Here is a 13,027-nt window from a genome sequence, read left to right on the forward strand (position 1 = left end):
ACTAAAAGAAGTTAATTATTAGTTAAAGATATGTTAACAGCAACTAGGCGTTGCTCTCTGAATATTCTTTGGAAGAGGAAACCTGTTTAATTAATTTTATATTTTTACAAAGTACAGCAAAAATACCTGAAAAACAGCATAATACACCCAAGATTAACAAGTTAAAAGTATGGGCAAACATATTTCCTGCCGAAAGGATTCCTAAAATAAGGATTGTGGATATTGGAAGTGAAAGTGCCAATACGCCAATCGCAAAATTAGAATCGAATGTTTTAGTGCTATCATGTTTGCTTTTTTCGGCAGAACCGACCAAAGAGATATGGGCAAATGGCCAAAAGCTACAGGCACTTAACGAAAAAGACACCATTAAAAGTACATCGCCATTTTGGCCTATCCCGACAATATGTGCAAATAGGGAAACCAATATTAAAACAATGCCGGCACGTAACATAAGCATTGAAAATATCTGGACAAATTGCAACCGTTTTATTTTAAATGCCAAGCCGATAAATAGCAATACCAACGGCGTCATGATAAGGCTAAGCCTTGTAAAGGTATCTTTTAAAAAAGCTGGTAACATATTTAAATGAACCCCCGACAACACAAAGACAAGTGCCCCAAATATGAAGATATTAACTGGTTCTTTGAGCATGGTTAAAAGCAAATCCTTAATTTTTTTTGAATTGTTGACCGTTCCCATTTCTCTATGATTGTTTTTATAGAACCATTTCATGGCTATAATGTACAAAACCACCAGCACAAAGATTTTATTACCCAAGTCGGCCATAGCTGCTTTTGCCAAATAACTATCGCCCAAAAACTCCAGCACAAAAGGAAAACACGATAGCCCGGGTGCCAGCGAAGGGATAAGCAAGCGACTGGTCCTGCCTATTGCAGAATTTTTTGAAATCCCTATTAAAGGAAGTATCCGTCCTGTTATGGCATACAAAACCACATTTAGCAATATGGCTAAAAAAGGAAGCAGCATCAGCCCTGTGCTTATTTCTATTTTTAACAAAGCAATAAAAATGGTAGCGGGCAATGCCAGATTTAAGATTATTTTTTTAAGCCCTGTTATTTCTTCCGGGTTTTTAAACTTAAGTTTAAGGAGGAAGCCAATTAATATAAAAATCAATAACGATATGGTCTTTTGCAATGCGAATTCCATTAAACCAAGATTTTATTAATTGCAGCGGCAAAATATTCCATTTCCTCTTGGGTTCCCATGCTTACCCGACACCAATTTTGGTCCCAGAACTTAAAGGCCCTGACCACTACTTTGTATTCGTAAATTTTATCCAGGAACTCATCGCCATCCATTTCAATGGGAAAGAGTATAAAATTAGTTTCAGACGGAAGGTATTTAATCCCTTTATCATCCAACAATTTATAGGTAAATTTCTTTGCTGAAGTTATTTTGGATTTACAGTCTTCAATAAAAGAAACATCGTCCAAACTAGCATTTGCAGCAGCTATGGTAGGCCCTGTAATTCCCATGCCACCCCTTGTAATTTGGTTAATGGCCTCAAGGGACTTTTCGTTCCCGAGCATGTACCCTATACGAAGGCCGGCCATGCCATATATTTTAGAAAAGGTACGTGCCACAAATATATTTTTGCCTTTGGCCACAAGTGGTGCCATACTGCTTTTTAATCCCCCTGCCGAAAGTTCTATATAAGCTTCATCAATAAAAATGGGCACCTTATCTGAAACCCGGTCGCAAAAATCGTATAGTTTTTTTGTGTCCGTTAAGGTTGCGGTCGGGTTGTTGGGGTTTGTTATATAAATTAACTTTGTATTACTATCTATGGCTGCTTCCATTGCATCTAGGTCATGCTGAAAGTCCTTTGTTAGCTTAATGGGTTTCCAGTCGCCACCCGATGCTTTGGCTACATGGACAAGCGACATATAGCAGGGGTCCCCACTAATAACATTCCCTCCATCCCTAAAATAAACCATTGCCGTTTTCTCTAATAAATCGGAAGAACCCGGCCCCATCATAATATTCTTTGTTTCAACACCTTCTTTTTGGGCTATTTTTTTCACCAGTTTTCCTAAAGAACCCCACGAATAATGGTTTCCTTCTGTAACCGCCTGCTGAAAGGCAGCAGATGCCTTTGAAGATGGACCATAAGGGTTTTCGTTCCAAACCAATCTTGCTTTAACAGTGCTTAAATCAGGAAATTTTGGGGGCGTGAATTCATTAAAATTGCTCAAAGCATTTTTAAACATCAATGGTTGTTGGTCAATGTGGCTTTCGTGCACTTTGGCACTCCATAATTCGTAGGGGCTAAAAGCAAGCGCGCCCGCAGCTATTGCACCTTTCTTTAACCATTCCCTTCTACTGTTTCTGTAATTGGTTTTCATTTCTTATAGATTTATAAATTAGGCCCCTACAAGTTATATCAGCCCGACAAAAAAACCTATGAGAATATTTCAAAAGCCACAAGGCTTTATTTAAAAATGATTAAAATAAAATGTTATTTTTTGATGTTATTTCAAGGAATATGTTAAAAAATAATCATTGAAATGGCAGAACCGACGTAAAGGTAGTGTCTTCGCCCTCTATGCTGTTAATCAATATATATTTTAGCCTGATCAACATAAAATTGCCTTAAAACCATTAAGACCACAATCAAAACCAACAACCATATATCTATCCAAAGTTTAATAATGTTATGGCCTACACAAGCTTCAATATAAACGTCGAACGCTATTGTTACCCATATTACAAAAACTGCCAAGAACCTCAACTTTGTGATTTTGCGGGTTTCTTTCGAAAAAAGTTTCTTCATGTTTTTAAAGGATATATTCAATACAATAGGCTGCTGTATGTTTAGACACAATTAAAGGCAATAGCGTATTTATTGCCATGGATTATATTGAATAGCGACATATAGAAAATATTCAATAGTTACTATAAAAATCTATACATAAAGAAAATAGTAGTATAGTAAAGTATGGGTATTTATTACAGGGCAAGAACCCCTTCTTCGGTTATTAAAGGGATAACCTCTTTATTTACTTCGGAAATTTGATATTCTTCAAAAACAAACTTTCGTTCGTATAATTTATTATCATCAAAAAAAGTAAGGAAAAATTCGTTTTTCAACTTGAAGACTTCTTCTTGAAGTATTTCGATTTTTCGGTACGATTTAGCCTCCATAAAGCCAAAGCCGTGCCTCATAGTTGATGTTATTACACCGTTCCCGTAACCTTTAGAAACTACAATGGTTGCCACCAGGTTGGTTTCCCTGTTGTTTATTAAGTATACATACCAAGTTTTTGATAGTTGTTTTTCGTCCCATTCTTGCACAGCGGCCACATAAACATTTTCTGCAACAGGAATTTCAATATCTTTTTTCACGCAACTTAATTTTAATGGTATAAAATAACTACAAGGCAGATTTAAATTGCTTTAGGAATCGGATATCGTTCTCGCTCAACATTCTAATATCCGAAATTTGGTGCAGCAACAAGGCAATCCTATCTATGCCCATACCAAAAGCAAACCCGGAATATTCTTTAGAGTCTATTCCGCAATTCTCCAACACATTGGGGTCTACCATTCCGCAGCCCATAATTTCTAGCCAGCCCGTGCCCTTGGTCATTCTATAGTCGGTTTCTGTTTCCAGCCCCCAATACACATCGACTTCGGCACTTGGTTCGGTGAACGGGAAATAAGAAGGCCTTAACCTGATTTTTGACTTCCCGAACATTTCCGTGGTAAAATACTGAAGTGTTTGTTTTAGGTCGGCAAACGAAACCCCTTTGTCTATATAAAGTCCTTCCACCTGATGAAAGAAGCAGTGCGAACGCGAAGAAATGGCTTCGTTTCTATAAACACGCCCGGGAGAAATGGTCCTAATTGGCGGTGTATTGTTTTCCATATACCGTACTTGCACCGACGAGGTGTGCGTGCGCAACAAAACATCGGGATCGGTTTGAATAAAAAAAGTGTCCTGCATGTCACGTGCAGGATGGTATTCCGGTAAGTTCAAAGCGGTAAAGTTATGCCAGTCATCTTCTATTTCGGGACCTTCAGAAACATTAAAGCCAATTCTGGAAAATATATCTATAATTTGGTTCTTGACAATAGCTATTGGATGCCTGCTTCCTAGCTCCAACGGAATTGCAGGCTTTGTGAGGTCTCCATAGAAACTTTTATCAACGTCTTTATGCTCCAAGGCCTCTTTTAAGGCATTAACCTTTTCTTGAGCAGCAGTCTTTAATTCGTTGATGGTTTGCCCAAATGCTTTTTTTTGCTCGTTGGGAACATTTTTAAATTCGGCAAAAAAGTCGTTCAACAATCCTTTTTTACCCAAATATTCAATTCTAAAAGCTTCTACTTCATCTAAAGTACCAGCGGTAAAGCCGTTTACTTTCTCAATATGCTCCTTTATAGTGTCGATCATAACCATTTTTTCTTTGGAAGGGCAAATTTAAAGATTTCCCGAGAATATAATGCACCTTCTTAAACTTAATCGTAGTGGTTTAACACATACGCTAAAACTCAACGTTAGGTTGGCAACTGTAAAGAACCATTACTCTATAAAACCGTTTTCAACAAAATATTGAACCAATGCTTCTTTCATTAATACCGACTGCTCCCCCGACTTAAGTACTGGCAACTGTTCTTTTAACTTATAATGAGGCCAGCCATCTTTATCAAAAAAATCAAACTCGTAATATCCATAAGGCTCCAACAACCTGCAAATGGCTATGTGCATCAGGTTAAGTTTTTCGTCTTTCTTAAAAGTTCGGTGCAATTGGCCCAGTTCCTGTACGCCCACCAAATAGATAATGGCATCCAGCTCTAACGTATCTCCATCGGCAAACTGACTGGACAGCTTTGTAACCAGTAAGTCCCATTTCATTTTTAATTCTTCGTCTCTTGCCATAATTAAACTTTGTGCAAAAATAGTAAGTTCTATGGTTTGAATAAGATAATTGTTTGGATTTGTAAGTTGATCAAAACCTTTTTTGTCCACGGAATGTTTATAACTAGCGATAAAAGCTTAGAAAAGATTTATATTTGTTGAAACTACTTTGCCATAAATGAATTATATAGATATTGTTTTGGGCGGATTAATTCTTTTTGGGCTCGTCCGCGGGTTCATGAAAGGCCTTTTTATTGAAGTGGCTTCTTTGGTAGCCCTTATTCTAGGAATATATGGCGCCATTAATTTTTCTTACTTTATAGGCGATTATTTGCAGGATAAGGTAACCTGGGACCAAAAATACATAAGTTTAACGGCCTTTGCCCTAACTTTTATAGGCATTATTATTATAGTTTCCCTGTTGGGAAAACTTCTTACAAAAATTGCAAATTTGGTAGCCTTAGGTATTTTAAACCGAATTTTGGGCGCCTTGTTTGGTGGGTTAAAGATAGCGGTTATCCTTGGTGCGGTTTTAATATTTATACATAAGTCCAACCAAACCGTTCAATTTATCGATCAAGAAACCATCGATTCATCGGTTGTGTACCAGCCGGTAAAACAACTAGGAGATTTTGTGTTTAACTGGGTATTGAGAGATGCTTAAATATGTTTTCCTGCTAAACAAAACAAGGGGCCAAATTAGGCCCCTTAAAATATTTTTATACAGATATGAAAATGTTCTTATTGAGAAGATTTGAAAATTAATCCAAATGATAAATTTCCATGATATTTTTAAGAATCCCATCAAAATCGATTTTTAAATCGATTAATCGTCCACTGTGGACATCAAACACCCAACCGTGCACTTTTAATCCTCTGTCCCTTGATGCTTTTTGAATAGTGGCCGTTTTGATGATGTTCACACACTGTTCCTGAACGTTCAGTTCCACCAAGCGATTGTAGCGCTTTTCTTCGTCCTCAATAGCATTGAGCTCGGTTTTGTGCAAACGGTAAACATCGCGTATATTCCTCAACCAAGGGTTTAAAATGCCCAAATCGGCAGATTGCATGGCTGCTTTTACGCCCCCGCACAAATAGTGCCCGCATATTACCACATGCTCTACCTTTAAATGGTTTACGGCATAATCTACGACCGACATGGCGTTGAGGTCGGTACCTACCACCATATTGGCAATATTCCTGTGCACAAAAACATCTCCGGGGCCCAGCCCCATTAAATCTTCCGCGGTCACTCTGCTGTCCGAACAGCCTATGTACAATAATTTTGGACTCTGCCCTTTTCCTAAGTCATTAAAATACTCGGGGTCGAGCTCCAATTTACTTTCTATCCAGTTTTTATTATTTTCAAAAACAATGTCTAATTTCATGTTACTTTTTATTTCTTAAATAAATGTACTAATTTTTCTACAAAACCTGAATATTTACGCGGCATTTTCACGTTTTGTTATAAAAAACTCTGTAAAACTTTTGGGGTTGTATACTGTCCCTCTGTTTGAAATCAGCTTAATTTCAATATCCTTGTCTTTTGATTTTATTGCAAAATCGTCTAATATTTCAAGGATATCATAATTAAGGTTGATAGTCTTTCTAACGTCCAATTCCAGCAACGTATTATTAGGAAGTTTGTTTAATTCGTTAAGAATGGCGCCTTTGTTAAGGAAAGATACCTCCTCGGCCAATGTCATTTTTACAACATGTCCCCCGTCTTCTTTCTTTTCAATATGAAGGAAATGAGAATTTTGATAACTCTTTATTAAAATTGAAGTAATCCCAACGGCCAATCCCAGCCCTATGCCCACAAGCAAATCGGTAAAGACAACACCCAAGACAGTAACGATAAAGGGTATAAACTGTCCTTTTCCTAATGAGTACATTTGCTTAAAAAGTGACGGTTTTGCCAATTTATAACCCACAATAAATAAAATTGCGGCCAATACAGCCAAAGGTATTCTGTTTAAGATATTTGGGATTATAATTATTGAAGACAGCAACAAAAACCCATGAACAATAGCCGAAAGTTTAGTCTTCCCGCCCGATTGTATATTGGTAGAACTCCTTACAATTACCTGTGTAATTGGCAACCCGCCAATTAATCCAGAAATAATGTTCCCCGTTCCTTGCGCAAACAATTCCCTATTGGTTGGCGTAACATTTTTATTTGGGTCCAACTTATCTGTGGCCTCCACGCACAACAAGGTCTCTAAACTTGCAACAATAGCAATGGTAACACCCGCCAGCCATACTTGCGGGTTGGTAATGGCCACAAAATTCGGGAATGTAAATTGCCCGAAAAAAGAGGCCGCATCCTCTGGAACGGGAACCGATACCAAGTGCTCTTCTGCTATAGAAAATAACGACGATGGGTCTATTAACAAATAATAAGCAACACCAACCAGTACGGCTACCAAAGGACCCGGTATGATTTTAAATATATCGTTCTTTTTCACTAAAACTTTCTCCCACAACAATAAAATAAAAAGGGAAATTGCAGTTACTAAAACAGCTCCGGGTGAAATAAAGTTGAGCATTTCCCCCAATGCAGAAAATGTGTTTTCGCCATCGAGTTGAAAGAAATCCAAATCCCCTTCATAATCGGTATCGTAACCAAATGCATGAGGGATTTGCTTTAAAAAAATAATTATTCCTATGGCCGCCAACATTCCCTTAATAACCGAAGAAGGAAAATAATACCCAATAATCCCGGCTTTAACGAGCCCTAAAATAATTTGAATTGCTCCCCCAATAACCACGGCAACTAAAAAGTTCTCAAAGCCAAGGGTGGCAATAGCCCCCAATACAATTACTGCAAGACCTGCAGCTGGGCCACTCACCCCGATTGATGATCCACTTATACTACCAACAACTATACCGCCAATTATTCCGGCAATTAGACCGGAAAATAAAGGGGCACCACTTGCCAATGCAATTCCCAAACATAAGGGAAGTGCTACAAAAAATACGACGAGACTCGCCGGTATATCGTTTTTTAAATGCTTGAACATATTTATACTATTTATTTTGCCTCCATTTTTTTAAATGAAAACGAATTAAAAACTTTCCTCACTAAGTGAAATTTGAATGTTCCGGGGCTTGACCCGAAATCTAAATATTTTTATTACTAAGTGCCTCGCGGACTTGCCCCGAGGTAACTGTCTAAAAAATATGCAATACAAAATATTAAGCGATATGTTCCGGAGGAGGTATAATAACGTCCATTACCTGGTCACAGGAATGGTGCATATGGTAATAATAAGCATTTCTATTGCTTGAATATTGCGAGAAATAAAGAAATTCATCTTTTGGATAAGGAAGCCCTTTTATCTCTTTTATTTCTCCGGTATTAGAACCTTTTTTTTCTTCTTCTACCAAACTATAAAAACAGGACACGTCCATATTCTTCTCAACTACTTTAATTACCGCCGGGGTAATTATGAACGAGCAGAATATATATAGAAAAAAGTAAACAATTATTTTCTTGGCCGTATTCAATATCTATTATTTTCAGTAAAAGACTCAAAGATATAATAAATATGCAATTTTTGTGTTAAGGTTCTTTTAAATATCTTTTATTTCCTTAATTTCTGATGAAGGAATCCAACCGATCTTTCCATCGGCCAGTTTAATTTTTTTCCATTCGCCCAAGGTATTCATAACATTCACCTTCGTACCTTCATGCAACAAAAACACTTCTTCGCTGCCCATATTGGGCTCGGACATGACAGAAGTTTCTTTTGCAAAAACAATTGCCGGATTGTTGCTTTGGGCTATTCCATGTTGATTGAAGGCAAATCCCAAACTCGATAATGAAGCTATTAAAGAAAGCGCACTAATGGCAAAATAAAAACGTTTTTTTAACTGATAGCGGGAAAAATAATACAAAAGGAACAGCACTACAAATAATACCATAAAGGCTATGGAAAGAACTGCCCAAGTATTATAGGATAGCCTGCCTATTACATTTTCAACCAATTTATCGACTCCTGTTTGGGGCATTACGTCTATGGCATCGACCGTCATATTTTTGGCATACGTAAGGTTGTTTTTTATATCCTCATCGTCGGGGTCCAACGACAGGGCCTTTTCATAATAATATATACTGGGCGCTATCTGGTTAAGCTTGTAATAACTATTTGCCAAATTATAATACAATGCCGGTGATTGTTCTCCGTTCTCAGAAACTTGCAGGTATTTTTCAACAGCTTCTTGGTATTTTCCGTTTTTATAAAAATCGTTCCCGGCCATAAACAAATCCTCGTTTTGGGCAAAAACAGGGGCAATAACCATGAAAAACAATACCATGGCAATACCCATTTGTATTTTATTACCATTTCTTATCATGACCTAAATTGTTTGTCTATTAACGATATAACTTCGGCGGCCTTTTCATAATCCTTTTGCATTTCTGCAATTGTACTTGGGGAATACCTGGCCAGCTCACAACTTTTTAACAACGCTATAAAATTGTCCACAACATCATCTTCAACTCCTTTGGATAAGAGTAGCTCGCTTATTTTTTCCTTGCTGAACTCTGATGTTACAATTTTTAGCTTTGCCTTAAGGTAATTATGCAGGGCCCGCTCCAACGATTCGTAAAAGGCTTCTTTATTCCCTAGGTTCTTTTTGGCTTCCGAAAGGTATTTCTTGGCAAGCCTGTTTGCTTTTCTCACACGGTTACCCACTACATCGCTAGCCATTTCGGCACGTTTCCTGCCAATTGTTATTGCTATGGGAATTAAAAGCAGTGGCCCAAACAGAATGACATAAAATAAAGTTGAACCAAAGAACACTTTGGCGTCCTTGGGTGTTAAGGTTGTATTTAATTTGATGAACCTAAATTGATTTGCCGCTGCTGAAATGGGTTGCTTTGTTACTCCCGGTCCATTTGAAGCCACAGCATTATCGGCTTGTGCGGCAGAAGGTCCTTCGTATACATTTATAAGTGTTTGTTTTGAGGTTACCGTTTTATATTTTTCTTCTTTAGGGTCGAAATACGAAAAAGCTACACCGGGAATCGGGTATTTTCCTTTGTATTGTGGCACGATGGTATAATTATCGGAGACTTTTCCGTTCATCCCTGCCAGAGAGGTTGACACCTTTTCCTCAAATTCGGGCTCGTAAACTTCCAAAGAACTGGGAAGCGTAAGTTTTGGCAAATCGAACAGTTTTAAATTTCCGTTGCCGGTTACCTGTATTTTAGCCGTTAACGATTCGCTAGCCTTTAAATCGGTTTTGGTAACAATGACGTCAAAATTAAACTGACCCACGGCTCCCGTAAACCCTGCGGGCTTTCCTTCTTCTGGCAAGGGTTGCACGCGAATGGTACGCTGTCCTGCCGTAACTGTTTTATGGGTTTGTGTGTAAAGTCTTCCCCCAAAAATATCCCTTCTGTTGGTTGGCACATCTACGGTTACATCCAACGAAAGTGGCTCTATTTCAAGCCTTCCGGTTTTTTGAGGGTACAGAACCACCCTTTTTAAAACGACGTAACGATACTGTTTTCCTTTATACAAACCATTTTCAACCTGAAACCTGCTCACTTTGATATCTTGAGACCAGAAATTATTGTATGTCGGGTTGGAATTCGGTATAAAATTGGAAACGTTAATGCTGGGGCTCACATACAATTTATAAACCACGCTTACCGCTTCATTAAGGTATGGGGCGGCCTTAGAAACTTCGGCAACCAAATGCAAGTTGTCATCGGCAATATCGTCTGCGGACGGCGGTGCATTTGGATTGTTAACCGCCTCGGTAACATCAATGTTTATGGGCGTGGTTTTATAGGTTGCTCCCGCTATTTCTACTTTTGCCTGCTTGATGGTAAAATTTCCCTTTGCCAAAGGCGAAAGTATGTAGGAATACGATTTTGAAAAGGAACGCTTGCCATTAATCCAGGAATTGCTTACCGATTGGTTGGGGCCCATTAAAACCCTGAACCCGTTAAAATCTGGCGGAACAAAGTTGTCGCCATCTTTGTTCATTGTAAATTCTATACGCAAACGTTCGTTTACACCAAGATTATCCTTACTAACCTTGGCCTCGAATTTCACGCCTTCTTCCTGAGCCTGTACCGCTCCGGAAAAGCACATAAAAAAAGTAAGTATAAATAGTTTAACGTTCATTTTTACCAATCTTTTTCAGATTTTACTGGTGCCCCTTTTACCTTTTCTGCATTTATTTTTTCTTGAACCTTTTTCTCTTCGTTGTTCATGGCTTCAAGAATATTTTTTACCTGTTGAGGAGATAACTGATTTGGCCTTGGCTGTTGCTGCTGTTGTTGAGGCTTGTCTCCGGGGTTCTTCTTCTGTTGCTCGTTTTTATCGTTTTTTCCTTCGTCTTGCTTTTTATCTTCCGGATTGTCACCTTTTTCGTCTTTATTGTCTCCTTGGTTGTTTTCATCTTTTTTATCGCCTTCATCATCCTTTTTATCCTCTCCGTTCTTATCGTCTTTTTTATCCTTGTCTTGTTGGTCTTTGTTGTCCTGGTCCTGTTTGTCTTTATTTTCGTCCTGTTCTTTGTTATCTTTATTATTATCCTGATTGTTTTTTTGCTCGTCTTGTTGCTTTTTCAGCAATTCTTTTGCCAATGCCAGGTTATAACGGGTCTCTTCATCTGTAGGGTCGTTCCTAAGCGCTTCTTTATATGCTTCTACCGCCTTTTGATATTCTTTGTTCTTCATAAACACATTTCCTAGATTATGGTAGGCATTGTGTTTTTCTTCTTTGCTCTTTGCGGTGGTTCCAGCTTCTTTATAACGCATAAAAGCCTCTCCCATGCTATCGTCTTTATAATATACATTACCCAAATTGTATTTTGCCTTGGCATTGTCTACACTTTTAGATATTGCTTTTCTGTATTCCATTTCTGCTTCAACCGCATCGTCCTGGCCAGCAAGGGCTTCGTTTCCTTCATAGGTATATTCTATGGATTCTTCGAGCGCTTTTTCTTTCAATTTTTCTTCAGTTGCATCTTGAGCTTTTAAACCAAGCAGGGCAAAAAGTGCCAAAATAGTTAAAAAAACTGTTTTTGGATCAATTGCGGCTTCATTTAAAATTGATATGGCTATGTATTTCTTAATTTTCATCTTCCTTCTTCTCATTAAATAAATTAAGTTTTTGGATCCAAACTGTTTTTCTTTCCAACATAAAAACATCTATAAACAGGAACAGGATGGCCCCGGCAATAAACCATTGAAATTGGTCTTTAAAATCGGCATACTGTTTTGACTCAAATTCTGTTTTATCCATTTTGGTCAATGTTTCCGTAACAAAATCGACCACCTTTTCTGTATTCGACCCGTTAATGTACTCGCCATTTCCTTCTTGGGCAATATCGGTTAAAATTCCCTCGTTCAATCTGGTAACCACCACTTCTCCGGAATTGTCCTTTTTGTACGAATCGATGATACCGTTTATTCTGACGGGAATAGGCCCGCCTTTTGTGGTCCCTACGCCAATGGTATATATTTTTATGCCTGCCTTGGTTGCCTTTTCTACTGATTCTACCGCCATGTCTGAATGATCTTCTCCATCTGAAACCAAAAAAAGGACACGGTTTGTCTGGTCTTGGTCGTCGTAATAGGTTGTTGCCAAATCGATGGCTTCATTAATTGCAGTTCCCTGTGAAGACATCATGTCTGTATTCATGCTCTGTAGGAACATTTTTGCCGCAGAATAATCGGTAGTAATGGGCAATTGCGGGTGTGCCTGACCAGCGTAAGCAATAATGCCGATACGATCGCTCGCCAAATGGTTTATAATTTCTGAAACAATACGCTTGGCTTTTTCCAACCTGTTGGGCGCTATGTCTTCGGCAGCCATACTTTTAGAAACATCTATGGCAAAAACAATATCTACCCCTTCCCGCTTAACAGTTTCCAGCTTGGTCCCTATTTTAGGGTTTACCAGCGCAATTGCCAAACATGCTATGGCCAACAATACAAGCACTAATTTAACAACCGATTTAAAAGTTGACTTGTTTGGGCTTAATTTATCCAGTAATATAGGGTTTGCAAATTTCTTCTGCGTCCTTTTTTGCCAGAATTTAAATCCTAAATACAGCAACAACAGTACCGGTATTAATACCAGCACATAGAAATATATTTTTTCATCCAATTGATACATAAT

Annotated in this window: 13 protein-coding genes; 1 reads left to right on the forward strand and 12 read right to left on the reverse strand. The window is 38.2% G+C overall.

What is annotated here, in order from left to right; all coding sequences use genetic code 11:
- Positions 1-43: 43 nt before the first annotated feature.
- The 5 genes from PSF86_RS12270 to PSF86_RS12290 all read right to left on the reverse strand — a co-directional run bounded on the left by PSF86_RS12270 (position 44) and on the right by PSF86_RS12290 (position 4,901).
- Positions 44-1,168, reverse strand: coding sequence for an AEC family transporter (locus PSF86_RS12270; RefSeq protein WP_277900374.1), 1,125 nt, complete (start codon positions 1,166-1,168; stop codon positions 44-46).
- A complete protein-coding gene (locus PSF86_RS12275; protein ID WP_277900375.1) occupies positions 1,168-2,367 on the reverse strand; it encodes a pyridoxal phosphate-dependent aminotransferase in 1,200 nt (399 codons plus the stop codon). The genes PSF86_RS12270 and PSF86_RS12275 overlap by 1 nt, the downstream gene beginning before the upstream one ends.
- A 604-nt stretch (positions 2,368-2,971) precedes the next feature.
- On the reverse strand, positions 2,972-3,367 hold the full coding sequence (locus tag PSF86_RS12280; protein WP_277900376.1) for a hypothetical protein: 396 nt from the start codon (positions 3,365-3,367) through the stop codon (positions 2,972-2,974).
- A gap of 28 nt (positions 3,368-3,395) precedes the next feature.
- Positions 3,396-4,415, reverse strand: coding sequence for a phenylalanine--tRNA ligase subunit alpha (pheS, locus tag PSF86_RS12285; protein ID WP_277900377.1), 1,020 nt, complete (start codon positions 4,413-4,415; stop codon positions 3,396-3,398).
- A gap of 129 nt (positions 4,416-4,544) precedes the next feature.
- On the reverse strand, positions 4,545-4,901 hold the full coding sequence (locus PSF86_RS12290; RefSeq protein ID WP_277900575.1) for a hypothetical protein: 357 nt from the start codon (positions 4,899-4,901) through the stop codon (positions 4,545-4,547).
- A 157-nt stretch (positions 4,902-5,058) separates the two neighbouring features.
- Here PSF86_RS12290 and PSF86_RS12295 point away from each other — a divergent pair, with 157 nt between their 5' ends.
- The gene (locus PSF86_RS12295; RefSeq protein WP_277900378.1) at positions 5,059-5,544 is read left to right on the forward strand and encodes a CvpA family protein; all 486 of its coding nucleotides are present in this window, start codon (positions 5,059-5,061) and stop codon (positions 5,542-5,544) included.
- Between the two features lie 97 nt (positions 5,545-5,641).
- On the opposite strand, the gene PSF86_RS12300 is transcribed toward PSF86_RS12295, so the two are convergent.
- The 7 genes from PSF86_RS12300 to PSF86_RS12330 form a co-directional block, all read right to left on the reverse strand.
- On the reverse strand, positions 5,642-6,268 hold the full coding sequence (locus tag PSF86_RS12300) for a carbonic anhydrase (RefSeq protein ID WP_277900379.1): 627 nt from the start codon (positions 6,266-6,268) through the stop codon (positions 5,642-5,644).
- A gap of 54 nt (positions 6,269-6,322) precedes the next feature.
- On the reverse strand, positions 6,323-7,903 hold the full coding sequence (locus PSF86_RS12305) for a SulP family inorganic anion transporter (RefSeq protein WP_277900380.1): 1,581 nt from the start codon (positions 7,901-7,903) through the stop codon (positions 6,323-6,325).
- Positions 7,904-8,078: 175 nt separating this feature from the next.
- Positions 8,079-8,390: a hypothetical protein gene (locus tag PSF86_RS12310; RefSeq protein WP_277900381.1), complete on the reverse strand. Its 312-nt coding sequence runs from the start codon at positions 8,388-8,390 to the stop codon at positions 8,079-8,081.
- Between the two features lie 66 nt (positions 8,391-8,456).
- Complete coding sequence (locus tag PSF86_RS12315; protein ID WP_277900382.1) at positions 8,457-9,239, reverse strand: tetratricopeptide repeat protein; 783 nt, start codon at positions 9,237-9,239, stop codon at positions 8,457-8,459.
- Positions 9,236-11,023: a BatD family protein gene (locus PSF86_RS12320; protein WP_277900383.1), complete on the reverse strand. Its 1,788-nt coding sequence runs from the start codon at positions 11,021-11,023 to the stop codon at positions 9,236-9,238. Before PSF86_RS12320 ends, PSF86_RS12315 begins: the two co-directional genes overlap by 4 nt.
- Positions 11,024-11,025: 2 nt before the next feature.
- The gene (locus tag PSF86_RS12325; protein WP_277900384.1) at positions 11,026-12,000 is read right to left on the reverse strand and encodes a tetratricopeptide repeat protein; all 975 of its coding nucleotides are present in this window, start codon (positions 11,998-12,000) and stop codon (positions 11,026-11,028) included.
- Positions 11,975-13,024, reverse strand: coding sequence for a VWA domain-containing protein (locus tag PSF86_RS12330; protein ID WP_277900385.1), 1,050 nt, complete (start codon positions 13,022-13,024; stop codon positions 11,975-11,977). The genes PSF86_RS12325 and PSF86_RS12330 overlap by 26 nt, the downstream gene beginning before the upstream one ends.
- Positions 13,025-13,027: the final 3 nt, after the last annotated feature.

It is taken from the genome of Galbibacter pacificus (genome assembly GCF_029603165.1).
GTDB classification, from domain to species: domain Bacteria; phylum Bacteroidota; class Bacteroidia; order Flavobacteriales; family Flavobacteriaceae; genus Galbibacter; species Galbibacter pacificus.